This window comes from Macrococcus sp. 19Msa1099 (assembly GCA_019357535.2).
GTDB lineage: Bacteria > Bacillota > Bacilli > Staphylococcales > Staphylococcaceae > Macrococcoides > Macrococcoides psychrotolerans.
In genome coordinates this window covers 1406460-1432300 of sequence record CP079955.1, presented here as the reverse complement: position 1 = coordinate 1432300, position 25841 = coordinate 1406460, and the positions used below count along the sequence as shown (strand labels likewise).

Here is a 25841-nt window from a genome sequence, read left to right as displayed (position 1 = left end):
AAACGAATGGTTGTTCATTTAAATGTGCATTCGGCATATGATCTTTTACATTCTACAGTTGAAATCGATAAGTTAGTGACACGTGTCACAGAATTAAAAGAACATGCAGTTGCCCTGACGGACTTTAATGTATTATTTGGTGTGCAATCATTTTATAAGGCATGTATTGCTGCTGATATTAAACCGATAATTGGAATGGAGATACGTGTGACGGATGGCCTGAAACAAATTCATGCCGTATGTCTTGCACGCAACAATACAGGATATGTGAACCTGATCAAACTTTCATCGAGAATACAGCTTAAAGGTGTAACGCTCACACCTTTAAAATGGCTGACACAATATCAATCTGGACTAATCGTAATCTTCAAGTCGATTACGGAGTCAGAATCACATTTTACACAGGGTATCGAATCTTATTATATTTGCCATAACAGTTCTCTTGCTGCAAAAAAAGTATATATAGAAGATGTACTTTATCTAGAATCCAGTGGTGTACAGCATCTGGAAGTACTCAATGCGATAGAGGAGAATAAGAAGCTGCCATTAGAAATGGTACAAATCAAAGCGGGCACAGCGTATATGAAGGGTGAAGCGCAACTCGTTGATTTGAAGATTCCGCAGGACTATATAGACCGCACGCATGAAATTGCAGAACAATGTAATGTAGATATTACAAAGCATCATGCATCTATGCCGAAATTTCCTATCGATGGTTATTCGAGTGATGCATATCTAATGAAGCTGCTTCAAGATAAAAAGAAAGAGATTCCACATTTTGATGAACGCTATGAGCAACGTCTGCGTTATGAATATGATGTCATAACGCAGATGGGGTATGCCGATTACTTTCTGATTGTCGGTGATTTAATTCAGTATGCAAAGGAAAATGATATTCTTGTTGGCCCGGGGCGTGGTTCTTCAGGTGGCTCACTAATCAGCTATGTGCTTGGAATCACTGAAGTAGATCCTGTTCAATACAATCTGCTCTTCGAACGGTTCTTAAATCCAGAACGTGTGACGATGCCAGATATTGATATTGATTTTGAAGATACGAAGCGTGATCAGGTGATTCAGTATGCGGTTGACAAATACGGTAAATACAATGTCAGTGGCATCGTGACATTCGGACATTTAAATGCCCGTGCTGTAATGCGTGATACAGGGCGTATATTACAGTTTTCAGATGCCGAATTAAAAGAAATCAGTACTTTGATTCCAAAACGTGTCGGTATCACACTTGATGATATGAAGACGGATGAGGATTTTGTGCGGTTCATCAATAAGAGTGATCGTCGAAAGCAATGGTTTGACATTGCTTATGCGCTCGAAGGACTCCCGCGTAACACATCGACACATGCTGCTGGCGTAATTATTCATGATCAGCTACTGACAGATTACGTGCCGATTATAGAAGGAGATTCAGTGTCACTTACGCAGTGGACGATGACAGAAGTTGAATCTATCGGTTTACTGAAAATCGACTTTTTAGGACTAAGGAATCTGTCAATCATACATAATGTGATGGATCAGGTTAAGATACAGTTTAATCAGCAGCTTGACCTGAATACATTGCCGCTTGATGACCCTAAAGTCTATGCATTACTGGCGCAAGGTGACACCACTGGTATATTCCAGCTCGAATCGGATGGTATTCGAAATGTACTGCGTAATCTGAAACCCAGTCATTTCAACGACATTGTTGCCGTGCTGGCACTTTATCGACCAGGCCCTATGGAACAGATTCCAGTCTATATTGAAAGAAGGCACGGTGCTCAATCTGTAGATTATATTCATGACGATCTAAAAGCGATATTGAAAGATACATTTGGTGTCATCATTTATCAAGAACAAATTATGCAGATTGCAAATCAATTTGCAGGATTCAGTTACGGAGAAGCGGATATATTAAGGCGAGCCATGAGCAAGAAGGACATGTCGGTGCTACTGACGGAAAAAGAACATTTTATTTTAGGAAGCGTCAATAAAGGTTATGATAAACAAACCGCAGAAGCGATATATGAATTAATACTGAAGTTCGCGAACTATGGATTTCCGAAAGCGCATGCAGTTGCATATGCGAAAATCGCTTACTGTATGTTATACCTGAAAGTACATTATCCAAATATCTTCTATACAGCTATCCTGAGTAATCAAATCGGCAGTGAGCACAAGACTAAAGAGATTATCGATGAAGTCAAGAAACGTGGTATACCGATATATGCTGCCGATATCAATAAGGCACATTGGTATTATCGCACATATAAGGACGGTATATTAAACGCTCTAGGTGTCATTAAAGGACTCGGCTACAAAAGTGTTCAGGATATTATTGATGCAAGAAAACAAGGTTCATTTAAAGATATCTATGATTTCTGTGCACGTATCCCCTCACGAATTGTTAGTAAACCTTTATTAGAAGCTCTAATCCATGCCGGCAGTTTTGATTCCTTTGGACACACGCGCGCAACATTACTTGCATCACTTGATATGATAATCGATGTTGAAAGGACAAACGAAGGAGAAGGAAGCTTTCTAGAGTCGCTTGGTTTAAATAAGAAGAAAGATTATATCATTCACGAAGAAATGTCAGATATGAAAAAAGCAGAATATGAAAAAGCATATCTTGGCTTTTATTTAACGAATCATCCGGTCGAATCACGTTTTAAAGCACTTCAATATTTGCCGTTATATAAAATTGCGCAACGACTGAATCAGCATTACATGCTGATATTCATTGATGAAGTGAGAAGGATTAGAACAAAGAAAGGTCAACCGATGGCATTTATCAAAGGCTTTGATGGTACAGATAATATCGATATCGTATGTTTTCCAGATACTTATCGTAAGTTTGAGACAGCGATTCAATCTCATCAAATGGTTGTGATCAATGGGAAATTTGATAATAACAGAGGGAAAGATAACTATATCGCTGAAACGATTGAAACTGTCGAATCATTTATAAAAAGAATATACGAGCAAGCTCGATTTATTTATATACGCGAACCGTTGCCAGAGACTTTTATTCTAGATGAAGGGGAGATACAGGTCATCTATTTTGATCGTGCACAACATGTAATTGGCACAGTGTCCAAAGATAAAATTAAAGAACTGGTTGAATATTTCAATCCTGAAGACATTCGCATAATATAAACTTTATTAAAAATTAAACATGTGATATATTAATCCTTAGTGGTCAGACCACTAAGGATTCTTTTGGAGGTGCAACTGTGAATACCCCGCATAAAGGTTTTAATCATGTTTTAGATGAAATCGACCGTATGATAAAGAATGATGGACTGAAGTCTGGTGATAAACTTCCATCTGAAAGACATTTGAGCGAATTACTCAATATTAGTCGCTCAAGCATAAGAGAAGCATTACGCGCACTTGAGATTCTTGGCGTTATCGAGACAAGACGGGGCGAAGGAACTTATTTATCTGATATGGATAATAACCAGTTCTTCGAGCTGATAGGTGGATATTTGATCACGTCAAGGGCACAAACAGGTGAAATAAAGGATTTTATACATATGATTGAAAGCAGTATAACAATTGAAGAGAACAAGACGATTGAAGAATGTATCAATACAAGCAACACAATCATGTTTAGAGTTTGGAAATTATTAAAGCGCTATGAAGCGACTTATGATGAGAAGGCGTGAGCATATGTTTAAGGATATCTTTAAAAAGAATAAGAAGAAAAAATATGTAACCGTTAAAAATATGACAGATACAGAAGTACCTGAAGGTATAATGGCGAAATGTCCAAAATGTCAAAAAATCATGTATACAAAAGAGCTGCAAGAAAATCTAAATGTCTGTTTTAACTGTGATCATCACATGGCGATGAACGCCTATGACCGCATTGATGCTTTGATGGATAAAGATACATTTAAGGAACTGGATAAACATGTTGAACCAGTCAATCCGCTTAACTTTCCGAATTATGAAGAGAAAATAGAGAAAGATAGAATGAAGACGGAGATTGATGAAGCAGTCGTAACCGGATGGGGTACTATCAACGGCTATGAAACGGGTATCGCTGTAATGGATTCAAGGTTTCGTATGGGCTCTATGGGAACGGTTGTTGGAGAGAAGATTACACGTGTAATTGAATATGCGACGAAACAGCAGATGCCTTTTATTATCTTTACAGCAAGTGGTGGTGCGAGAATGCAGGAAGGAATACTATCGCTGATGCAAATGGCCAAAGTGAGTGTGGCTTTGAACCGACATCGTGAAGCAGGGTTATTATACATTGCATTCATGACACATCCTACGACAGGTGGTGTATCTGCAAGTTTTGCATCTGTCGGAGATATTAATCTTGCGGAACCAGAAAGTTTGATTGGATTTGCAGGACGACGTATCATCGAACAGACGATTAATGAGAAATTACCTGATGATTTCCAGACCGCTGAATTTCTACTGGATCATGGACAGCTTGATAAAGTTGTCCATCGTAATGAGATGAAAGAGGTCCTTACTACAATCTTGAAATTACATCAAAGGGGTGAAAATTAATGGTGCTGGATTTTGAACAACCTATTAGAGATATCGAAAAGAAAATTCAAGATATAGAGCAGTATATGAAAGCATCTGATGTTGATTTAACACATGAGGTAGAATTACTGAAGGCAAAGAAAGAAAACCTATTTAAATCAATCTATGCCGATCTGTCCCCTTGGCAAAGAGTGCAGATTGCACGTCTAGGTGAAAGACCGACAACTTTAGATTATATTGCGCATCTATTTGATGAGTTTATGGAATTTCATGGAGATAGAAACTTTAGAGATGATCCTGCAATCGTCGGAGGTATTGCTTCTTTCCAAGGCCGTCCTGTTACTGTCATTGGTCACCAAAGAGGAAAAGAGACGAAAGATAATATATACAGAAATTTCGGTATGGCGCATCCAGAAGGTTATCGTAAAGCGATGCGATTGATGAAGCAAGCTGAAAAGTTCAACCGTCCGATTATATGCTTTATCGATACGAAAGGAGCATATCCTGGTAAAGCAGCTGAAGAACGCGGGCAGAGTGAATCGATTGCACGCAATCTAGTAGAGATGGCTGCACTTAAAGTACCGGTTATCTCGATTGTCATCGGGGAAGGTGGGAGTGGTGGAGCACTTGGTTTAGGTGTATGTAATACATTGTTAATGTTAGAAAATGCAACGTATTCCGTCATTTCTCCAGAAGGTGCGGCAGCGTTACTGTGGAAAGATAGTACACTGGCCCAGTTGTCGGCAGAAACGATGAAGATTACTGCACCTGACTTACTTGAACTTGGCGTCGTAGATGAAGTGATTCATGAAATACCTGGTGGTGCACATCGAGATATCGCACAACAAAGTCAGTTGATCAATAAAGCATTAACTCCGTATATTCGTGAACTTTCACAACGCTCTGCAGAGGACATTGTGCAGCAACGTTATGATAAGTTTAGAGCAATCGGTGAAATCAAATAAAAAGATATTAACATAATATGAAAAGATAGTTGAAAACGTTGTCTAAATAATGAGTTGGCGACGTTTTTTTTTGAATGTTTTTTTAAAACGTTTTCATTGTTACGAACATGTGATATTGATGGATAATGTGAAAGTAATGTGTTAATTTAAAGATAAAGAATACACAAAGTGAGGAATTGATATGAAAAAGATAGCTGTATTAACGAGTGGTGGCGATGCACCTGGAATGAATGCTGCTGTTCGTGCTGTTGTGCGTAAAGCAATGTATTATGGCATAGAAGTTTATGGCGTATATCAAGGGTATCAAGGATTAATCAATAATAATATTAAGAAGATGGAACGTGGTACTGTAGGGGATAAGATACAGCGTGGGGGGACGTTTCTGCAGTCGGCACGTTGTCCAGAATTTAAAGATCCAGAAGTACGTAAGCAGGCGATTGCCAATTTAAATAATCTTGGTATCGAAGGTCTAGTGGTTATTGGTGGCGATGGAAGTTATCGTGGTGCTCAAAGACTGAATGAAGAAGGCATAAAGACAATCGGTATTCCAGGAACAATCGATAATGATATCAACGGCACAGACTTTACGATAGGATTTGATACGGCTTTAAATACGATTGTAGAAGCAATTGATAAGATTAGAGATACAGCGTCGAGTCATGAACGTACATTCATCGTAGAAGTCATGGGGAGAGATGCCGGAGACTTAGCGCTATGGTCTGGTCTTGCAGGAGGTGCTGAGACAGTATTGTGTCCAGAGCACCGTAAAGATGTCAAGGTCATTGCAGATAAAATTCAACAAGGGATCGAACGTGGCAAGAAACATTCTATCATCGTTGTTGCTGAAGGCGTTATGACCGGTGAAGAATGTGGTCAGGAACTAAAGAAATATATTAATGTTGATACTCGTATCTCGGTACTTGGTCATATGCAGCGTGGAGGCTCACCTTCTGGAATGGATAGAGTACTTGCAAGTCGTCTAGGTGGCTATGCTGTAGAACTGCTGATGAATAATGAAACTGGTCTTGCAGTTGGCATTCAGAATAATAGTTTATCTAAGACTAAGTTTGAAGATATCTTCACATCTGTCCATCATTTAGATGAGAAGATGTATGATTTATCTAATGAATTATCGATATAATGCAATAAGTGTCGCAACAAATATAATGGAGGCTCATAAAATGAGAAAAACTAAAATAGTATGTACAATCGGACCGGCTTCAGAATCTCCTGAAATGTTAGAGAAATTGATGAATGCGGGTATGAACGTTGCTCGACTTAATTTCTCGCATGGTTCACACGAGGAACATCAGGCACGTATCGAGACAATTCGCTCTGTAGCGCAACGTTTAAATAAGACGGTAGCAATCTTGCTTGATACGAAAGGTCCTGAAATTAGAACACATAATATGGGAAACGATAAGATTGAACTTGTCAAAGGTTCAACTGTTACAGTCAATATGGAACAAGTATTGGGCACGCCTGCAGAGTTCTCGGTCACGTATCCTGAACTAATCAATGATATTCATATAGGTTCTACAATTTTGTTAGACGATGGATTGATCGAACTTAAGGTCAAAGATATCCTGCATGACGAAGGTAAGATTGTATGTGACGTCATCAATGCAGGTGAACTAAAGAATAAGAAAGGTGTAAATTTACCTGGTGTCAAAGTAAACTTGCCTGGAATTACAGATAAAGATGCTTCAGATATTCTATTCGGTATCGAACAGAAAGTAGACTTCATTGCGGCATCATTTGTACGTCGTGCGAGTGATGTATTAGAAATTCGTGAAATATTAGAGAAAAATCAATGCGACTTTATTCATATTATCCCTAAAATTGAAAATGAAGAAGGGATAGAGAATATCGATCAGATTCTGGAAGTTTCTGATGGACTGATGATTGCACGTGGAGATATGGGGGTTGAAATACCCGCTGAGCAAGTACCGCTAGTACAGAAAGAATTGATTCAGAAGTGTAATATTCTCGGAAAACCTGTAATCACTGCCACACAGATGCTCGATTCTATGCAGCGTAACCCACGTTGTACACGTGCAGAAGCAAGTGACGTTGCCAACGCCATCTATGATGGAAGTGACGCAGTGATGTTATCAGGTGAAACGGCTGCAGGATTATATCCGGAAGAATCGGTTAAGACGATGCACAATATTGCATTTGCTGCAGAAGAAGCACAAGATTATAAGCGCATGCTTTCAGACCGTACGAAATTAAATCAGCCATCTATGGTAAATGCGATTGGTGTGTCTGTAGCTCATACTGCTTTAAATTTAGACGTACAGACGATTGTCGCTGCAACTGAAAGTGGTACAACAGCACAGATAATCTCTAAATATCGCCCACATGCACATATTATCGCAGTAACACCTTATGAAGAAACAGCGAGACATCTTTCTTTAGTATGGGGCGTAATACCTATAGTGAAGACTGGTAAATCTACAACAGATGAATTATTAGATAAATCTGTACAGGCAGCAATTGAAATAGGAACTGTCGAAAATGGAGATTTAATCATTATTACAGCAGGTATCCCAACAGGTGAAGCAGGAACTACGAACTTAATGAAGATTCATCTGATTGGTGATGTGATTGCAGCAGGAACAGGTATAGGTAGAACTGCAGCACACGGCAAGGTCATTAAAGCAAATAGTGCAGAAGAACTACAAGGTATTGATATGACGGACAAAGTTGTCGTATCACCGCAGACAGATGCAGATATGGTACCTTATCTTGAACAGGCAGTTGCGATTGTAACTGAAGAAGGTGGATTAACATCACATGCGGCAGTCGTTGGGCTTAATCTCGGTAAACCGACAATCGTAGGTGTCCAGGATGTGATGAATACATTAGAAAACGGTACACTTGTAACAGTAGATGCACAGCATAATAAAGTATATATCGGGCACGCAAAAGTAAACTAAAATAAGGATGAGCATTTGCTCATCCTTATTTTTGATTTCTGTAAACTTTTTTGATTATAATTGAAGCTAAATGCCCTTGATACTTTCTTTATCTATAATTATGTTTTTCGAAGTTGTCTTTCTTAAATCCACCCTGCACATAATACATAACTGCTAATAGGATAAACCATAATGGTGAAACGAATAATCCCAAACGTGTGTCTTCTGCTATAAATAAGAGCATGAACACAAAGGCAAAGAATGCAAGTACAATGTAGGCTGCTATTTTTCCGCCAGGCATTTTATAAGTACTATGTTCATGAAGTTCTGGTCGTGTTTTTAAATATTTCAAATAAGCGAACATAATAATTGACCATACAACGATAAAGAATACAGTAGCAACTGTAGTTACGAGTGTAAATACAGCATTTGCATTCGGAATAATATAGTTCAATAATACGGATATTAATAGAAGTACACTTGAGAACACAACTGCATTCGCTGGTACGCCAGCTTTATTCGTTCTTTGAAAGAAGCTGTCATCTCCCTTTGAGAAGTTTTTACTTAATCCGAATAGCATACGGCTGTTTGAAAAGATTCCGCTGTTACATGAAGATGATGCGGATGTGATAACTACAAAATTGATTAAACTTGCTGCAAATCCGATACCGATCAGTCCAAAGAACTTAACGAATGGACTTTCGTTCGGATCGATTTTGTCCCATGGTGTAACACTCATGATGATGATTAAAGAACCAATATAAAATAAAACGATACGAATAGGTACACTGTTTATTGCACGAGGTAATGTTTTCTCTGGATCTTGAGCTTCGCCCGCTGTAACACCGATAAGCTCGATTCCTACGAAACTAAATATTGCCATCTGGAAGCTCAGCAGAAAACCATTCATTCCATTCGGGAAAAAACCGTTATGTGACCATAGATTAGTAAGTGATGCATGTCCAAACTTCGTTTCAAACCCGATTACAATTAGGATAATACCAACAAGTATAAGTGCGATGATTGTAATTACTTTAATGATAGCAAACCAGAATTCAAGTTCTCCGAAGAGTTTGGCTGTAAGTAAATTCAGTCCCATCAATACAACGATACAGATTAAAGAAGATGCCCATGTCGGGAAGTCCGGCCACCAAAATTGAACGTACTTCGCAACGGCAGTCACTTCTGCCATTCCAGTTACAACCCAGCAGAACCAATATGTCCAGCCTGTAATATACCCCATGAAATCTCCAAGATAATCTCTTGCAATATCAGTAAATGAATGATAATTCGTATTGGATAATAATAATTCTCCAAGCCCTCGCATAAATAAGAATAAGAACAATCCTATAACGAGGTATGTCAATAATATCGAAGGTCCTGCGAAATTGATAGATTTACCAGCTCCTAAAAATAGTCCGGTACCTATAGCTCCACCAATTGCAATAAGCTGAATATGTCTGTTTGAAAGCGCACGCTGTAAACCATTTTGACTGTTACTATTTGATTGAGTATTCACATTTTTTCCTTCTTTCCTTAGTATTTTTCTATTATGTTATGAATTATCAAAAACTTCAAACTTTTTTTGAAATATATCTATAACTAAAACTTATGACCCTCAATAATAAACTACTATAATTCATAATCATTCACAAAATAAAGACAATTAGCTATAATATGAAGTGTGAAAGCCGTTACATTGGGCATAGCAAAATTTTGTTGTAAAGGGGAAATAGAAATGGCAGAATTAGTTAAAGGGCTTGAAGGTATTATAGCTTCGAACACAAAAGTGAGTTCGATTGTTGGGGATCAACTGACATATGCAGGTTATGAAATTGATGACTTAACTGAAAATGCATCGTTTGAAGAAGTAATCTTCTTACTTTGGAATTTCAGATTACCGAATAAAGAAGAACTAGAAAATTTAAAATCTCAGCTTATCGAATATATGAATCTACACCCAAGAATGTATAGTCATTTCGAAGATTATACTGCGGATGCTGTGCATCCAATGACAGGACTTCGTACTTCATTGTCATACCTTGCTCATTTCGATCCACGTGCTGATGAGTTCAATGAAGATGCACATATGGATAAAGCGATTCGTATTCAGGCAAAAGTAGCATCGCTTGTTGCTGCATTTGCACGAGTTCGTCAAGGAAAAGAAGTGGTTAAACCAAAGAAAGAATTAAGCTATGCAGCGAACTTCCTTTATATGTTATTTGGTGAGGAACCAACAGCAATTCAGGAGGAAGGCTTCAACAAAGCATTGATTCTTCATGCCGATCATGAACTGAATGCGTCTACGTTTACGGCACGTGTCGCTGTATCTACATTATCTGATATGTATTCAGGTGTCGTTGCTGCAGCTGGTGCACTAAAGGGGCCGCTTCACGGTGGTGCAAACGAACAAGTTATGAAGATGTTGAGTGAAATCGGTTCAATCGATAATGTTGAAGACTATATCAATAAAAAAATTGAGAATAAAGAAAAGATTATGGGATTTGGTCACCGTGTGTATAAAAACGGAGATCCACGTGCTAAATATTTAAAAGAGATGTCTTGTAAGATTACAGACGAAACTGGGCATAAAGAACTTTTCGAAATGTCAGTTAAAATTGCTGATTTATTAAAGGAGAAAAAAGGGTTATTACCAAACGTTGATTTCTACTCAGCAACGGTTTATCACTCAATGGGTATCGAACATGATCTATTTACACCAATCTTTGCAGTAAGTCGTACATCTGGCTGGATTGCTCATATTCTTGAGCAATATAATGATAACCGTATCATTCGTCCGCGTGCAAACTATATCGGTGAAGTTGGCCGTAAGTATGTACCAGTTGAGGAACGATAAAATACAAATATGGAGGAATATATAATGGCAGATAAAATTACAAATTCTAATGGAGTATTAAACGTACCAAATCATCCTGTAGTTCCATTTATCATTGGTGATGGAACAGGTCCAGATATATGGAATGCAGCGAGCCGCGTGTTAGATGCAGCAGTTGAAAAAGCATACAACGGAGAAAAGAAGATTGAATGGAAAGAAGTACTTGCTGGTCAAAAAGCATTTGATGCAACGGGTGAATGGTTACCACAAGAAACGTTAGATGTGATTGATGAGTACTTAATTGCAATTAAAGGGCCTTTAACAACGCCAATCGGCGGAGGTATTCGTTCTTTAAATGTTGCTTTACGTCAAGAGCTTGATCTTTTCACTTGTCTTCGTCCGGTGCGTTACTTTGAAGGTGTACCTTCACCAGTTAAGCGTCCAGAAGATACAGATATGGTTATCTTCCGTGAAAACACTGAAGATATCTATGCAGGTATTGAATTCAAGGAAGGTTCAGAAGAAGTTAAGAAAGTTATTGATTTCTTACAAAATGAAATGGGTGCGAAAAATATTCGTTTCCCAGAAACATCAGGTATTGGTATTAAACCTGTTTCTAAAGAAGGTACAGAACGTCTAGTACGTGCTGCAATCAATTATGCAATTACTGAAGGACGTAAGTCTGTAACATTAGTCCATAAAGGGAATATCATGAAATTTACTGAAGGTGCGTTTAAACAGTGGGGTTATGATTTAGCAGAGCGTGAATTCGGTGATAAAGTATTTACTTGGTCTGAATATGACAAGATTAAAGAAGCAGATGGTACAGAAGCGGCTGATAAAGCACAGGAAGCGGCTTTAGATGCAGGTAAAATATTAATTAAAGATTCTATCGCTGATATCTTCTTACAACAAATTTTAACGCGCCCAGCGGAATTTGATGTTGTTGCAACGATGAACTTAAACGGTGATTATATTTCTGATGCGCTTGCTGCTCAAGTAGGTGGTATCGGAATTGCACCTGGTGCGAATATTAACTATGAATCAGGACATGCAATATTTGAAGCTACGCACGGAACAGCACCTAAGTATGCTGGATTAGATAAAGTTAATCCATCGTCTGTGATTTTAAGCGGAGTATTGATGCTTGAGCATTTAGGATGGAAAGAAGCAGGAGACCTCATTACGAAATCTATGGAGAAAACGATTGCTTCTAAAGTAGTTACTTATGACTTTGCGCGATTAATGGAAGGTGCAACAGAAGTTAAATGTGGTGCCTTTGCAGACGAACTGATTAAAAATATGTAATCAACAGAAGCAGTTATTTGAATTTATTCATTTAACTGCTTTTTTTAGGAGGACATCATATGAGAAAGAAAATCAGCATAATTGGAAGTGGATTCACCGGAGCTACAGCAGCATTTATCGTAGCACAAAAAGGATTTGCAGATGTTATGCTTGTAGATCTTGCACGTAATCTGGATAAAGGAAAAGGGAAAGCGCTAGATATACTTCAGTCAGCTGCCATTTTCAACAGTAGTATTTCAGTCTCTGCAACAAGTCATTACGAAGATATTAAAGACTCGGATATCATTATGGTTACTGCAGGGGTCGCACGTAAGCCAGGTATGACACGTGATGACCTTGTACAGACTAATCAGCAGGTGATGACAGAGGTTGGAGAGCAGATAAAAGTATATGCCCCTAATGCAATTGTTATCGTGCTCACAAATCCAGTAGATGCGATGACTTACACAGTACAACAAGTGACTGGCTTTCCGCATGAACGTGTCATAGGCCAGTCTGGTGTCCTTGATACTGCAAGATTCAGAACATTTGTTGCTTCTGAACTTAACATTTCAATAGAAGACGTGCATGGCGTCGTACTCGGAGGTCACGGAGATACGATGGTTCCTTTAATATAGCATGCTGATGCAGGTGGAGTTCCGCTTACTGAAATTATGGATAAGGTTACAATTGATTCTATTGTCGATAGAACACGCAAAGGAGGAGCTGAAATTGTTCAGCTTTTAGGCGATGGTTCAGCATATTATGCTCCTGCAGCTGCTATGGTTGAAATGGCTGAGGCAATAATTCTTGATAAGAAACGCATTCTGCCTGCGATTGCATATTTAAACGGCGAGTACAATGAAAGTGATGTGTATATCGGAGTGCCTGTATTACTTGGGGAGAATGGTGTTGAACGCATCGTAACGTTTGAATTAACTGCTGAAGAACAGTCCGCATTTCATCAGTCTGCTGAGGCAGTGAGAGATGTCATGCGCGTCTTGAAGTGATTTATTAATTTATTGTAAACTTTTATACGAGTTTGTGAAGTTTGTTGATCAGGTGTAGCCATATATATTTACTGTAATATATAATATAGTTGTATATATGGTCTTGGAGGGATAGGATGAGTCAGAAAGTATTAGTAGTAGATGATGAACAGTCGATTGTGATGTTATTACAATATAATCTTGAGCAATCAGGTTTTGAAGTGATAACAGCTTTCGATGGGGAAGAAGGTTTAAGTAAAATATTTTCTGAAGATCCGGATATTGTTGTTCTTGATCTTATGTTACCTAAGATGGACGGTGTAGAAGTCTGTAAAGCAGTCCGTAGTGAAAAGAATCAAGTGCCTATTCTGATGCTTACAGCAAAGGATGATGAATTTGATAAGGTACTTGGTTTAGAGCTTGGCGCGGATGATTATATGACGAAACCATTTTCTCCTAGGGAAGTCACAGCAAGGTTAAAGGCAATTTTGAGACGATCTCAGGCATTAAGACAACACGAGTCTGAAAAAGAAAACAAAGAAATAATCATTGGTAAGCTTAAAATATTGCCAGAACATTTTGAAGCGTATCGTAATGGCGAACTGATTGATCTGACGCCAAAGGAATTCGAATTATTAATCTATTTGATAGAACGACAAGGGCGTGTGATTACACGTGAACATATGCTGAATTCAGTATGGAACTATGAATTTGCTGGTGATTCACGTATCGTTGATGTTCATATCAGTCATTTGAGAGAGAAAATAGAAGAAAATCCAAAGCAGCCACAATACATTAAAACTGTACGTGGTCTAGGCTATAAACTGGATTACCCGAAACGAAATGATTAGTTTTCAAAGAAAGTTACTCATCATGCTTACAACAATGATTGTTGTAAGCTTTCTTTTAGTCGGCATGTTTATTACGACCTCTATCTCAAATGATATGAAAGTATCGATGAAACGTACGATGGCACAAGATGCAAAAATAATACAGTCTTTGGCTGAACATCAAGATTTCAACATGATCGCAGCCACTTTTGATGACGAGCGAAGTTATCAAATATTAGTCATGCAAGGTAATAAACCGCTGTATGTTACACAAGGTTTTTCTCCCGACCACTTTGAAGCTGCACTATCGAGATATACGACAGGTGAAAGTGAAGCGAATGAGTTTCGATACGATTCTGAAGATAAACAGAGCATCCTTAAAACGACAACAAAAGATACTGTCATCTATTTAATACAGGAAAACCGAATTCTGACCATTTTAAACAGAAGTATATGGAAATATATCGGGTTAATGTTATTGATGTTGCTTCCTATTCTCTATTTTATCGTGAGGTACATCAATAAAAGCTATATTCAACCAATAAAAGAAGTGACTTACGCTTCTAAATTACTGGCAAGCGGAAACTACAAAGTACGTGTTCCAGAGAGTAATGTCACTGAGACTAAGGACCTGTTTATCAGTATGAATATATTGGCTAGAACATTGCAAGACTTTATGAATGAACAGAAGCTTCAGCGTAATCGTCTGGAGACGACATTACAGAATATTCCTTCCGCTACTTTGCTTGTCAATAGCTACGGTGAAGTTGTTATAGCCAATGAAACATTTTTAAATTTCTTTAATCGTGGTAATAAAATAAAGAAAGCTCATTATGACACTGTAATAGAGCATAAAGATGTAAAACGTATGATTAAAGAAGCGATTGCAACAGAGAAACCCATCAATGAAACAATTGAACATAATGTGAACGTCCATAAAAAATATTTTGACGCGGCAGTTGTGCCTGTATTATCCAAGAAACGTAAAAGGATTGAAGGGATTGTCATTGTGCTGCATGATATTACACAGTTAAAGACACTAGAACAGATGAGGAAGGATTTCGTTGCAAATGTTTCGCATGAACTAAAAACACCGATTACGAGTATAAAAGGATTTACAGAGACATTACTAGACGGTGCAAAAGAAGATAAGAATACGCTCGAGATGTTTTTAGATATTATTCTGAAAGAATCTAATCGAATCCAGGTGCTTGTAAGTGAGCTGCTCGAACTGTCTAAAATTGAGCAGGCAAATCACTTTAATATGGTGAAAGTAAATTTACCTCAGAAAGTATTTAATAGTGTGGAAGTTGTATATCCGCTTGCTGAGAAGAAGAATATTAAATTTAATCTCGAGCTTGAAAAAAATCTTTTTGTCCTGGCAGAACCGAGCAAGCTTAAGCAGGTTATGATCAATCTACTTTCAAATGCAATCAATTACTCGCCAGAGGATGCAGAAATTACAGTAAAGGTATATCTCAAGGCGGATGAATGTATCGTTGAAATTATTGATCAGGGGATTGGTATTGCACCTGAGGAAATAACAAGAATATTTGAGAGGTTCTATCGCGTAGATAAAGCAAGAAGCAGGGACTCTGGCGGAACAGGGTTAGGTCTTGCAATTGTTAAACATATCATTGAAGTGTTTAATGGTGAAATCGATGTAGAAAGCGAGCTTGGAAAAGGTTCGACTTTCAGAATAAAATTAAAGCAGTTTATTTATTAATATAAGATTTATTTTTGTTTACTCTAGTTTAACTATTATCACATATAATATAAAAAGACGCTTTCATTTTGAAGCTTGAACGCTTGGTACATATGTGTCGGGCGTTTTTGTGCGTGATTTATGTTAAACTATGATTACTACAGTTCAGGAGGATATTATGGCTGATAAACTAATATTGATTGATGGTAACAGCATTGCTTTTCGTGCATTCTATGCCTTACCTCTATTAAAAAATCAATCCAATTTACATACGAATGCAATATATGGTTTCACGCTTATTTTAGATAAGTTGATTAAGGAAGAACAACCTACACATTTTTTAATCGCATTTGATGCGGGTAAGACAACGTTTCGCCATGAGATGTATAAAGACTATAAAGGAGGACGTCAAAAGACACCTTCAGAATTAAGTGAACAGTTTCCTTATATTCGTAAACTCGCAGAGGCTTATCAAATCAAGCATTATGAGCAGGATATGTATGAAGCAGACGATATTATCGGAACGCTTGCAAAACAAGCAACAGAAAATAAGTTAGAGACAGTCATCGTTACTGGGGACCGAGATCTAACGCAGCTTGCAAGTGATTATGTGACAGTCTACTATACAAAAAAAGGAGTTACAGATATTGATAAATATACACCGCAGTTTATTCAGGAGCTATATGGATTTGAACCAGAGAAAATAATCGATTTAAAAGGGTTGATGGGGGATAAGTCAGATAACATTCCCGGTGTCCCTGGCGTAGGAGAAAAGACTGCACTTAAATTACTACATGAATATGGTACGGTTGAAGCGGTGCTTGATAATCTGGAACATATTAAAGGTAAGAAATTAAATGAGAACTTAACAAATCATAAAGATGACGCATTAATGAGTAAGCAGCTGGCGACGATTAATACTGATGCACCGATTGCAGTAAATTTAAATGATACACTGCTCCCTGAAAAAGATGACAGTAAGAAGATCGCACTATTTCAGGAGCTAGACTTTAAGCAAAAGTTAGATAATATTGACGCTGAAACTCAAATTACTGAAGAGAAAACAATTGAAATAAGCAATCAGTTTAGTACATTTGATTTCTCGAATGTTGAATCTATGGATATTCGTATTCGATGTTTTCAGGATAATTATTTAAAGAATGAAATTATTGGGGTAGGGATATTGGTAGAAGGACATACATTTGTTATTCACCCTGATGAAATCACCCAAAATGAAACATTCATCAATGCACTGCAAAATGAAGCTACAAAAAAATATGTCTATGATGCAAAGGAAACAAAAGTTTTATTCAATAGACTGGATATAGAGATTAAAGGGATTGAGCACTGTGTGATGCTCGCATCTTATTTACTCGATCCAGCTTTGAAAATAATAGATGTTGCTCAAAGTGCGCAAATGCAAGGTATTAATTATGTGGAATCAGATGAAATGATCTTCGGAAAAGGTGCTAAGATGCACATACCTGAACGCATGGATTTATTTAAACATATTGCATCTGAAGTAAATGCAATCCATGAGGTATCAGCGCTTCAGATTAGAAAATTAAATGAACTTAAGCAGCTTGAACTGTTAACAACGCTCGAACTGCCACTTTCACTTGTTCTCGCAGATATGGAGATGCAGGGAATTAAAGTAAATAAGCAGACACTTCAGGAGATGCAGCAGGAAATTCAAAGCCGCTTAGATGAACTGATCACGCGTATTCATGAACATGCAGGCAGCACATTTAATATCAATTCTCCAAAGCAGCTTGGTGTCGTATTATTTGAAGATTTAAAGCTAGATTCACCGAAGAAGAAAAAGACGAAGACAGGATATTCTACAGCTGTGGATGTTCTTGAGTCATTAGCAGGAAAACATCCGATCATTGAAGATATATTACTCTATAGAACGCTATCTAAACTGCAGTCAACTTATGTAGAAGGATTGCAGAAGTTGATTGGAGACGACGATAAGATCCATACACGCTTCAACCAGGTTATTGCTCAAACTGGACGTCTGTCATCTATTGACCCTAACTTGCAGAACATTCCTGTAAGACTAGATGAAGGTAGAAAAATAAGAAAAGCATTCGTACCAAGTGAACCGAACTCTGTAATATTTGCTGCAGACTATTCTCAGATTGAACTTCGAGTACTCGCACATATTACTGGAGATAAAGGTATGCTTGAAGCTTTCAATCAAGGCATTGATATTCATACGAAGACTGCGATGAAAGTCTTTAATGTTGAAAAAGAAGAAGTAACAAGCGATATGAGGCGTCAGGCAAAAGCTGTAAACTTCGGGATTGTGTATGGAATCAGTGATTATGGACTAAGTCAAAGTTTAGGTATTACTCGAAAAGACGCACAAGCATTTATTGATAACTATCTTGAAAGTTTTCCGGAAGTTAAAGCGTATATGCATGATATTATTCAGGAAGCTAAGCAGCAGGGTTACGTTACGACATTGCTTAATCGACGTCGCTATATCCCAGATATTACGAGCAGAAACTTTAATTTAAGAGGATTTGCTGAACGTACTGCGATGAATACACCGATTCAAGGAAGTGCAGCAGATATCATTAAACTCGCAATGGTACATTATAACGAACAAGTGAAAGAAACTGACTTTAAAGCTAAATTGTTACTACAAGTACACGATGAGCTTATTTTTGAAGTGCCAAAAGATGAGCTTGATGCTTTCAGCTTATTTGTAAAACATGTAATGGAAAATGCATTGGAATTAAAAGTACCGCTTGAAGTTGAATATGATTCAGGTGAAAGCTGGTACGAAGCAAAGTAGGAGGAGTTATGCCGGAATTACCAGAAGTTGAACATGTGAAGCGTGGTATTGAACCACATATCACAGGAGAACAAATTATTGATGTCCACTTTTCAGATGCTGTATTAAATGGAAAGACACAGGGTAAAGAGACGATTATTAAAGGGCTTTCCCTAGATGCATTTAAGGAACGATGTATTGACACTCATATCGAAAGTGTGATGCGTCGCAGTAAATATATTATCTTCAAGTTAAAAGGAAAGGATGGGAACCGTTATATGGTCGGTCATCTTGGAATGACCGGCGCATACTTTGTCGTACCGTCTATCGATGACATTACGGTACCGAACTACAAAAAACATTGGCATGTCACTTTTACATTGAGCAGTTCGATGAAGCTGGTATATTCAGATATTAGAAGGTTTGGTGAACTGAGAATGTTAGATGAATCACAGTTTGCACACTTCGATGCAGCGATTGCACCAGAACCATTTAATGAAGAAGGTCGAGCACATTATATCAGTGCACTGCACTTGCAGAAATATCAGGATAAACCGATTAAGCAAGTCATCATGCTGCATTCGGTTGTCAGTGGATGTGGAAATATCTATGCATGTGAAGCACTGCGTAATGCACGGATTAATCCGAATATAAAAGTGAAATCATTAAGCGAAAAAAGACGTACATTACTGTATGAACATATTGTCGATGTGCTGAATGAAGGCATTCTATATGGGGGCTCGACCATCTCAGATTACCGAAATGCACAAGGTGAAAGTGGAATGATGCAAAATAGGTTTAAAGTTTATGGTAAAAAAATTTGTGGAACATGCGGTAATGAAATTAAGACGAAAGTGATAGCTACACGTAATACACATTATTGTACACATTGCCAGAAATAGGAGGAGCTATGACAGTTATAGGTTTAACAGGTGGTATTGCCAGTGGTAAGTCAACAGTAGCAAATTATCTGAAAGAGAATGGATTCGCTGTAATTGATGCAGATATTGCGGCAAGGCAGGCTGTAGAAAAAGGAACCGAAGGATTAAGAAGAGTTGCTGAAACATTTCCAGGAGTGCTGAATGAAGATGGGACATTAAATCGTAAAGCACTAGGTACGATCATCTTTAACGATAAGGCACAGCGTGATAATTTAAATCAAATTGTTCACCCAATCGTACGACGTCTGATGGATGAAGAGAAAGCTGCCGCACTTTCCGAAGGCAAGGTGGTAGTTATGGATATACCACTTTTATATGAAAATAAGCTCGAACATACTATCGATGAAGTATGGGTTGTATATGTGTCATACGATATACAAAAAATGCGTCTGATGAAACGAAATGAACTTTCAGAGTCAGAAGCAGATGCACGTATCAGTAGTCAGATGTCGATGGATGAAAAGCGAAATAAAGCGGATATCGTCATTGATAATTGTCGTGATTTAGAGGCACTATATCAACAGTTAGATACGTTAATCAAACACTATAAATAGATATAAATTTTCGAAAAATTCAAATTTTTTAATTTGCAGAAAATGCTCTTCACAAGCGCTTTCATTGTGTTATACTATTTCTAAGTATTAGTATAACACTTTGAAGGGGAGATTATTTAATGAAAACAAGAGTAGCGATTAATGGGCTAGGAAGAATTGGCAGAATGGTATTTCGTGCAGCATTATTAGATGATAATTTAGAGGTAGTAGCAATCAATGCGAGCTACCCGCCTGAAACATTAGCTCATTTAACGAAATATGATACTACTCATGGTAAGTTTGAACTTGATATTGAACCAACTGAAAATGGTTTACTTGTGGATGGTAAGAAGATTGAACTCGTATCTGAACGTAATCCGGAATTATTACCATGGAAAGATATGAATATTGATATCGTTATCGAAGCGACTGGTAAGTTTAACGATGCAGAGAAAGCTGCTGCACATATTAAAGCTGGCGCTAAGAAAGTACTACTTACTGCTCCGGGTAAAGGTAATGTTCAGACCATCGTGCGTGGAGTGAACTGTGCACAGTTAGATGTTGAGAAATATGATGTTATTTCGAACGCTTCATGTACAACAAACTGTCTAGCACCAGTTGCTAAAGTATTGAATGATAAATTCGGTATTAAGAATGGTTTAATGACGACAGTTCATGCATATACGAATGACCAGAAGAATTTAGATAACCCACATAAAGATTTACGTCGTGCCCGTGCATGTGCCCAAAGTATTATTCCAACTTCTACAGGGGCTGCAAAAGCATTGTCTCTAGTATTACCGGAACTACAAGGTAAACTTCATGGAATGGCGTTACGTGTACCAACAACGAATGTTTCGTTAGTCGACTTAGTTGTAGATTTAGAAAAAGAAGTCACAGTCGAAGAATTAAATAAAGCATTTAAAGATGCAGCTGATAATGAACTTAAAGGCATCTTAGATGTAACATACGAGCCGTTAGTATCAGTGGATTTCAATACGAATCCACATAGCTCTATCGTAGATGGGCTCTCAACGATCGTTATGGAAGGTTCAAAGGTTAAAGTATTATCATGGTATGACAACGAATGGGGTTACTCTACTCGCGTTGTAGAACTTGCAGGATTAATGGGTGAACAGTTAAATAAATAGTTTCCTTGAATAACGCCGTCCAATTTAATTGGGCGGCGTTTTATGTTATGTTAGGTAGGTGTTGAATCAAGGAGGTATTTATGAACTGGATAAAATTAATAATTGCAGCACTGTTTGAGACAGGATGGGTTATAGGACTTGCACACGCAGACAGTGCGGTCGAATGGATACTCACTCTAGTGAGTGTGACATGCAGTTTTTATTTATTGCTAAATGCAACTAAATATTTACCTGTGGGCACAGCTTATGCGATATTCGTCGGACTTGGTGCGACGCTTGTCACGATTGTTGATGTAGCGGTGTATGAAGTGCCATTTGGCTGGCCGAAAGTAGTGCTGATTACAATGCTTATCATAGGTGTTATCGGCTTAAAGGTTGCTACTGAGGAGGAGAGCGTATGATGTACTGGATATTTCTTATCATTGCAGGATTGTGTGAGATGCTCGGCGTATTATGGATGAATATGTACAGTAAGTCTGGTAAGCGTCTCTATATTTTATTGCTGGTTATTACGTTTGGAATTAGTCTTTACTTCCTGTCCTTATCTTTAGCAGGGATTACGATGAGTACAGCATACGCGATATGGACTGGTATCGGTGCTGTTGGCGGGACATTGCTCGGCATTATCTTTTACAATGAATCAAGACATCCGCTTAGAATATTATGTATCGCGATTATACTAGGGTGTACCATTGGACTTAAATTATTAAATTAAGGAGAAACAGGTATGATACCTATTTCTCCTTTTTATTAGTTTTCAATTGTATTGGATATGGCAATGTCTTTACGAGCGTGTCCGCCATCCTATCATAACCGAGTACGTGAGGGTGGAGACCGTCATCAGTAAGTTCATTGCGTAAGTAGTCGATACCTTCTTTAGTTTCAGTCATCATTGTGTAGTAATCAATAAATTGTGCATCATGTTTTATGCACAGCCGAACTATTTCCAGGTTGATTGCCTTAACAAGTTTAGAACGCGTAATAAATCCGTCGAGCTGTGGACGATTCGTTGAAGTGAGTGTTGCTACAGCAATATTAATATTCTTGGCTTTAGCCATAATAACCATTGCTTCAATATCTTCTAAAATACGTGTCTTGATGTGTATCTGGTTGGCTTCAGTTTGATCATCATCAAGTTCTTTCGTGTTATTGATACCGATGGCTAATACAATCCAGTTAGGTTTCAGCTGAATGGCATCCGCAACAAAACGTTCGCGTACCCACTGAGAACGATCATTACCGATACCGCGGTTAATAATACGTTTACCATTATGTAACGCGAAATAGCTATCAAGGTCCCAGTAATCTGTAATGGAATCTCCGATGAATACAATGCCGACCGGATCTTTAAGGTAAAGAATCGTTTCATTTCTGTGGTTGAAACTTTCTCTCAGCTTATTTACAGGGTTTCCTTCTTCTCGTTTTGACAGATGAATATAATGAGGTCTCATTTGTTCATTCCTTTCTTTGGTTTATTGGTAGATTATCCAATTGTAGCAAGTGTAAACTTAAATGTTTAGTAAATAAACATGATAATGTATAATTGAGAAATAAATATAAATGAGGTGAGTGTCTTGAAATGTCCAAAATGCAGCTTTAATCAATCGAAGGTCGTTGATTCAAGACATGCAGACGATATGAATGCGATCAGAAGACGTCGTGAATGTGAACAGTGTGGTACACGTTTCACAACGTTTGAACGCATAGAACTACAGCCTTTGATTGTCGTGAAAAAAGATGGAACAAGACAAGCCTTTAATCGTGATAAAATTGTACATGGTCTTGTGCGTGCATGTGAAAAGCGTCCTGTTCCGTACGAATCTCTCGAACAGATTACGGATGCAGTGGAGAATGCATTAAGAGAAAAAGGGCAGTCTGAAATTTCATCTGTCGATATCGGTGAAATTGTAATGGAGCACCTGATGCAACTGGATCAAGTGTCTTACGTACGCTTTGCCTCTGTCTACAAAGAATTTAAAGACGTCGATCAGTTGCTCCGTACGATGAGTGATATACTCAATGAAAAGAATAAAAAGTAGGTGCAAAGATGGAGCGTTATTTTACTGAATTGAATGGAACCGATGAGTTTATCGTTATCAGCAACTATGTTGCAACACAAGTTACTGAAGATGTACTAACTACATTATATACACCCCTAATCGGAGTTGAATGTATTGGCGTCTATCAGTTTATGCGTCAGTTTCTCACAGGTTATGATCAGACAAGCGACGTCATCAATCATTATGTTATTTTAAGTGAATTAAAGATGAACTTAGCGCACTTTGAAGTAATACGTAAACGTTTAGAAGCAATTGGACTACTGAAAACATATATGCGTATTGAAGATAATCAGAAGTTTGTCTATAAACTCATTGCACCCGTCATGCCATCTCAGTTCTTTAATGATCCAATGCTCTCTGTATTCTTGTTCCAGCAAGTAGGTAAGCCGAGATATCAGCAGCTAAAGTCAAGGTTCTGTAATGAAACGTTAAATCTGGACGGTTATCAAGATGTGTCAAGTAAGTACATGGATGTATTTGGTACACCGAAATCTCCGGAAAAGGCTATTTTTGAAGGAAATGAATATCTGGTAAAGCAGCATGAATCGCTCGGAATACCCGTTCACCAGCATACGTTTGATTTTGATTTACTGGAGATGCTGCTCGCACAGAATTTAATCACGAAAAGTCAACTGCCGAAAGCGACGCGTAACTTAATTGTTCAGCTAGCGACACTGTACGATATCGCAGCACATGATATGCGCGGCATCATTTTGAAATCACTGACGAGTGACCAGCAAATTTCACATGAAGATTTACGTAAGAATGCCCGGGACTTCTATCAGATTGAACATGACGGCCAATTACCGCAGTTAACACCTCAGCAGGTAAAAGATGACGCGCCAGAAACGAAACTGACCTGGTTTGAATTGATGGACACGACAAGTCCGATAGATATGCTTACTTCATTTAGTAAGTCTGAACCGACAATTAAACAAAAGCGTATGATTGAATCAATATTAGAACGCGAGCAACTGCCATTTGGTGTAATGAATATATTATTGCAGTATGTCATGTTTACAAATGATATGAAACTGCCGCAGAGTTATATCGAAGAGATTGCTTCAAACTGGAAGAAACAGAAGCTATCGAACAGTGAAGCAGCCTACAAGTATGTGAAGTCATTTGAACAGAAGAAGCAGGAGAAATTGTATAATAAAGCAAATCACTATAAAAAGAATAATACGGTGCAAAGAGAACTGACACCGAAATGGCTGCTTGAAGAACAACAGCCAGCAGTTAAAGAGGATACAGATAATATTGACCTGGAAAAGGAAAGACAGAAGTTATTAGAAGAATTAAATCAATCATGGGAGGAGGATAAATGATGAAACATATGGGTTCGATACTGCATACGAACAGCGATATATTTAAACGTATTGAGGCAATAAAAGAAGAAACGATTAAAGAACCTGATATTAAGCAGTTTATTAAAGAGAATCACATAACAGATAAGATGATCGATAATGATTTATCTGTACTACAAGAATATAAAGATTCTTCAAAGATGTGCGATGCATGCGAATCTTACAGTAAGTGTAAGAACTTTGTACCAGGACATACGCCTGAACTGTATGTTGAAAACAATAAAATTAAGATTAAGCACCTCCCTTGTCCATCTAAACTCGCTCATGATGAAGCTCAGAAGATGAAACAGTTTATTACTGCAATCCACATGCCGAAGGACGTACTAAATGCAAAGCTTGCACAGATACATTTAGATGATAAAACGCGTATCGATATCGTGCGTCAAGCAAACATCATTTGTCGTGATATCGCAAGAGGTAATGATACGAAAGGGATGTATATTCACGGTCCTTTCGGCACAGGTAAGTCGTTTATACTGGGTGCGATTGCCAACGAACTGAAGGAACGCTATATTTATACGACGCTCCTGTATTTTCCTGAGTTTATTCGAGAACTTAAAAATGGCTTCAGTGATGGTACATATAACGAACGGCTTAACCGTGTGAAAAATACGCCTGTACTTATGCTGGATGATATCGGTGCAGAAGATTTGACGCCATGGGTACGTGATGAAGTGCTTGGACCTATTCTCAACCACCGTATGATGAACAATATGCCGACATTCTTTAGTTCAAATTTCGATTTCAAAGAATTATCTCATCATTTATCAATGACAAAGCATGGTGCTGAACAGACGAAAGCAATGCGTATTATGGAGCGCATCGAGACATTAAGTGATGCTTATATGTTATCAGGTAAAAACTATAGACGTGAAAAATAAAATTTGAAAATCCCGACAATATGTGTATAATATTAGGTAACAAACAACAGAAATGTTCGTCTATATGAATAACATCATAAGGAT

Annotated in this window: 21 protein-coding genes, 1 pseudogene and 1 other annotated feature (1 of these 23 only partly in view); of the genes and pseudogenes, 20 read left to right on the top strand and 2 right to left on the bottom strand. The window is 37.9% G+C overall.

Annotated features, from left to right (window positions below; genetic code table 11):
* The first annotated feature begins 6 nt into the window (after nucleotides 1-6).
* From KYI10_07435 to pyk, 6 genes are all read left to right on the top strand, one after another.
* Nucleotides 7-3153, top strand: coding sequence for a DNA polymerase III subunit alpha (locus tag KYI10_07435; GenBank protein QYA32218.1), 3147 nt, complete (start codon nucleotides 7-9; stop codon nucleotides 3151-3153).
* A 77-nt stretch (nucleotides 3154-3230) separates the two neighbouring features.
* A complete protein-coding gene (locus KYI10_07430) occupies nucleotides 3231-3665 on the top strand; it encodes a GntR family transcriptional regulator (protein ID QYA33935.2) in 435 nt (144 codons plus the stop codon).
* A 4-nt stretch (nucleotides 3666-3669) separates the two neighbouring features.
* Complete coding sequence (gene accD / locus KYI10_07425; GenBank protein QYA32217.1) at nucleotides 3670-4527, top strand: acetyl-CoA carboxylase, carboxyltransferase subunit beta; 858 nt, start codon at nucleotides 3670-3672, stop codon at nucleotides 4525-4527.
* Between the two features lie 2 nt (nucleotides 4528-4529).
* Complete coding sequence (accA, locus tag KYI10_07420; protein QYA33934.1) at nucleotides 4530-5471, top strand: acetyl-CoA carboxylase carboxyl transferase subunit alpha; 942 nt, start codon at nucleotides 4530-4532, stop codon at nucleotides 5469-5471.
* 181 nt (nucleotides 5472-5652) lie between these two features.
* Nucleotides 5653-6612, top strand: a complete 960-nt coding sequence (pfkA, locus tag KYI10_07415; protein QYA32216.1) for a 6-phosphofructokinase — start codon at nucleotides 5653-5655, stop codon at nucleotides 6610-6612.
* Between the two features lie 40 nt (nucleotides 6613-6652).
* On the top strand, nucleotides 6653-8413 hold the full coding sequence (gene pyk, locus KYI10_07410; protein QYA32215.1) for a pyruvate kinase: 1761 nt from the start codon (nucleotides 6653-6655) through the stop codon (nucleotides 8411-8413).
* 88 nt (nucleotides 8414-8501) lie between these two features.
* Here pyk and KYI10_07405 read toward each other — a convergent pair whose 3' ends face one another.
* On the bottom strand, nucleotides 8502-9911 hold the full coding sequence (locus KYI10_07405; protein QYA32214.1) for an amino acid permease: 1410 nt from the start codon (nucleotides 9909-9911) through the stop codon (nucleotides 8502-8504).
* Between the two features lie 219 nt (nucleotides 9912-10130).
* Here KYI10_07405 and KYI10_07400 point away from each other — a divergent pair, with 219 nt between their 5' ends.
* From KYI10_07400 to KYI10_07350, 11 genes and pseudogenes are all read left to right on the top strand, one after another.
* Nucleotides 10131-11249, top strand: a complete 1119-nt coding sequence (locus KYI10_07400) for a citrate synthase (protein QYA32213.1) — start codon at nucleotides 10131-10133, stop codon at nucleotides 11247-11249.
* Between the two features lie 24 nt (nucleotides 11250-11273).
* Nucleotides 11274-12536, top strand: a complete 1263-nt coding sequence (gene icd, locus KYI10_07395; protein QYA32212.1) for an NADP-dependent isocitrate dehydrogenase — start codon at nucleotides 11274-11276, stop codon at nucleotides 12534-12536.
* Nucleotides 12537-12595: 59 nt separating this feature from the next.
* Nucleotides 12596-13525 (top strand): annotated as a pseudogene (gene mdh, locus KYI10_07390) (malate dehydrogenase).
* A gap of 116 nt (nucleotides 13526-13641) precedes the next feature.
* Nucleotides 13642-14355, top strand: coding sequence for a response regulator transcription factor (locus KYI10_07385; protein ID QYA32211.1), 714 nt, complete (start codon nucleotides 13642-13644; stop codon nucleotides 14353-14355).
* Nucleotides 14348-16060, top strand: coding sequence for an ATP-binding protein (locus KYI10_07380; protein ID QYA32210.1), 1713 nt, complete (start codon nucleotides 14348-14350; stop codon nucleotides 16058-16060). The genes KYI10_07385 and KYI10_07380 overlap by 8 nt, the downstream gene beginning before the upstream one ends.
* Nucleotides 16061-16217: 157 nt before the next feature.
* Nucleotides 16218-18845: a DNA polymerase I gene (gene polA, locus KYI10_07375; GenBank protein ID QYA32209.1), complete on the top strand. Its 2628-nt coding sequence runs from the start codon at nucleotides 16218-16220 to the stop codon at nucleotides 18843-18845.
* An 8-nt stretch (nucleotides 18846-18853) separates the two neighbouring features.
* Nucleotides 18854-19726, top strand: a complete 873-nt coding sequence (gene mutM, locus KYI10_07370; protein QYA32208.1) for a bifunctional DNA-formamidopyrimidine glycosylase/DNA-(apurinic or apyrimidinic site) lyase — start codon at nucleotides 18854-18856, stop codon at nucleotides 19724-19726.
* An 8-nt stretch (nucleotides 19727-19734) separates the two neighbouring features.
* Nucleotides 19735-20319 (top strand): dephospho-CoA kinase, encoded by a 585-nt coding sequence (gene coaE, locus KYI10_07365; protein ID QYA32207.2) that lies wholly within the window; start codon nucleotides 19735-19737, stop codon nucleotides 20317-20319.
* A 119-nt stretch (nucleotides 20320-20438) separates the two neighbouring features.
* Nucleotides 20439-21449 carry a glyceraldehyde-3-phosphate dehydrogenase gene (locus KYI10_07360; protein ID QYA32206.1) on the top strand — a complete coding sequence of 337 codons (1011 nt, stop codon included), beginning with the start codon at nucleotides 20439-20441 and terminating at the stop codon, nucleotides 21447-21449.
* An 80-nt stretch (nucleotides 21450-21529) separates the two neighbouring features.
* On the top strand, nucleotides 21530-21850 hold the full coding sequence (locus tag KYI10_07355; GenBank protein ID QYA32205.1) for a multidrug efflux SMR transporter: 321 nt from the start codon (nucleotides 21530-21532) through the stop codon (nucleotides 21848-21850).
* The gene (locus KYI10_07350) at nucleotides 21850-22164 is read left to right on the top strand and encodes a multidrug efflux SMR transporter (protein QYA33933.1); all 315 of its coding nucleotides are present in this window, start codon (nucleotides 21850-21852) and stop codon (nucleotides 22162-22164) included. Before KYI10_07355 ends, KYI10_07350 begins: the two co-directional genes overlap by 1 nt.
* 19 nt (nucleotides 22165-22183) lie before the next feature.
* Here the strand turns inward: KYI10_07350 and KYI10_07345 are convergent, their stop codons facing one another.
* Nucleotides 22184-22900 carry a GDSL-type esterase/lipase family protein gene (locus KYI10_07345; GenBank protein QYA32204.1) on the bottom strand — a complete coding sequence of 239 codons (717 nt, stop codon included), beginning with the start codon at nucleotides 22898-22900 and terminating at the stop codon, nucleotides 22184-22186.
* A 123-nt stretch (nucleotides 22901-23023) separates the two neighbouring features.
* Between KYI10_07345 and nrdR the strand changes: the two genes are divergently transcribed.
* The 3 genes from nrdR to dnaI are packed head-to-tail and all read left to right on the top strand — an operon-like array spanning nucleotide 23024 to nucleotide 25757.
* Nucleotides 23024-23488, top strand: coding sequence for a transcriptional regulator NrdR (gene nrdR, locus KYI10_07340; GenBank protein ID QYA32203.1), 465 nt, complete (start codon nucleotides 23024-23026; stop codon nucleotides 23486-23488).
* Between the two features lie 8 nt (nucleotides 23489-23496).
* Nucleotides 23497-24837: a DnaD domain protein gene (locus tag KYI10_07335; protein QYA32202.1), complete on the top strand. Its 1341-nt coding sequence runs from the start codon at nucleotides 23497-23499 to the stop codon at nucleotides 24835-24837.
* Nucleotides 24837-25757 (top strand): primosomal protein DnaI, encoded by a 921-nt coding sequence (gene dnaI / locus KYI10_07330; GenBank protein ID QYA33932.1) that lies wholly within the window; start codon nucleotides 24837-24839, stop codon nucleotides 25755-25757. The genes KYI10_07335 and dnaI overlap by 1 nt, the downstream gene beginning before the upstream one ends.
* Nucleotides 25758-25821: 64 nt before the next feature.
* Nucleotides 25822-25841 (top strand) — a binding site (T-box leader); it runs 181 nt beyond the window's last position.

Coding starts and splice junctions, on each gene's coding strand:
- dnaI (QYA33932.1), top strand. CDS start 24,837: ATGAAACATATGGGTTCGATACTGCATACGAACAGCGATATATTTAAA.
- KYI10_07435 (QYA32218.1), top strand. CDS start 7: ATGGTTGTTCATTTAAATGTGCATTCGGCATATGATCTTTTACATTCT.
- KYI10_07400 (QYA32213.1), top strand. CDS start 10,131: ATGGCAGAATTAGTTAAAGGGCTTGAAGGTATTATAGCTTCGAACACA.
- mutM (QYA32208.1), top strand. CDS start 18,854: ATGCCGGAATTACCAGAAGTTGAACATGTGAAGCGTGGTATTGAACCA.
- KYI10_07360 (QYA32206.1), top strand. CDS start 20,439: ATGAAAACAAGAGTAGCGATTAATGGGCTAGGAAGAATTGGCAGAATG.
- KYI10_07350 (QYA33933.1), top strand. CDS start 21,850: ATGTACTGGATATTTCTTATCATTGCAGGATTGTGTGAGATGCTCGGC.
- icd (QYA32212.1), top strand. CDS start 11,274: ATGGCAGATAAAATTACAAATTCTAATGGAGTATTAAACGTACCAAAT.
- KYI10_07355 (QYA32205.1), top strand. CDS start 21,530: ATGAACTGGATAAAATTAATAATTGCAGCACTGTTTGAGACAGGATGG.
- accD (QYA32217.1), top strand. CDS start 3,670: ATGTTTAAGGATATCTTTAAAAAGAATAAGAAGAAAAAATATGTAACC.
- coaE (QYA32207.2), top strand. CDS start 19,735: ATGACAGTTATAGGTTTAACAGGTGGTATTGCCAGTGGTAAGTCAACA.
- KYI10_07385 (QYA32211.1), top strand. CDS start 13,642: ATGAGTCAGAAAGTATTAGTAGTAGATGATGAACAGTCGATTGTGATG.
- pyk (QYA32215.1), top strand. CDS start 6,653: ATGAGAAAAACTAAAATAGTATGTACAATCGGACCGGCTTCAGAATCT.
- KYI10_07380 (QYA32210.1), top strand. CDS start 14,348: ATGATTAGTTTTCAAAGAAAGTTACTCATCATGCTTACAACAATGATT.
- pfkA (QYA32216.1), top strand. CDS start 5,653: ATGAAAAAGATAGCTGTATTAACGAGTGGTGGCGATGCACCTGGAATG.
- KYI10_07335 (QYA32202.1), top strand. CDS start 23,497: ATGGAGCGTTATTTTACTGAATTGAATGGAACCGATGAGTTTATCGTT.
- KYI10_07345 (QYA32204.1), bottom strand. CDS start 22,900: ATGAGACCTCATTATATTCATCTGTCAAAACGAGAAGAAGGAAACCCT.
- polA (QYA32209.1), top strand. CDS start 16,218: ATGGCTGATAAACTAATATTGATTGATGGTAACAGCATTGCTTTTCGT.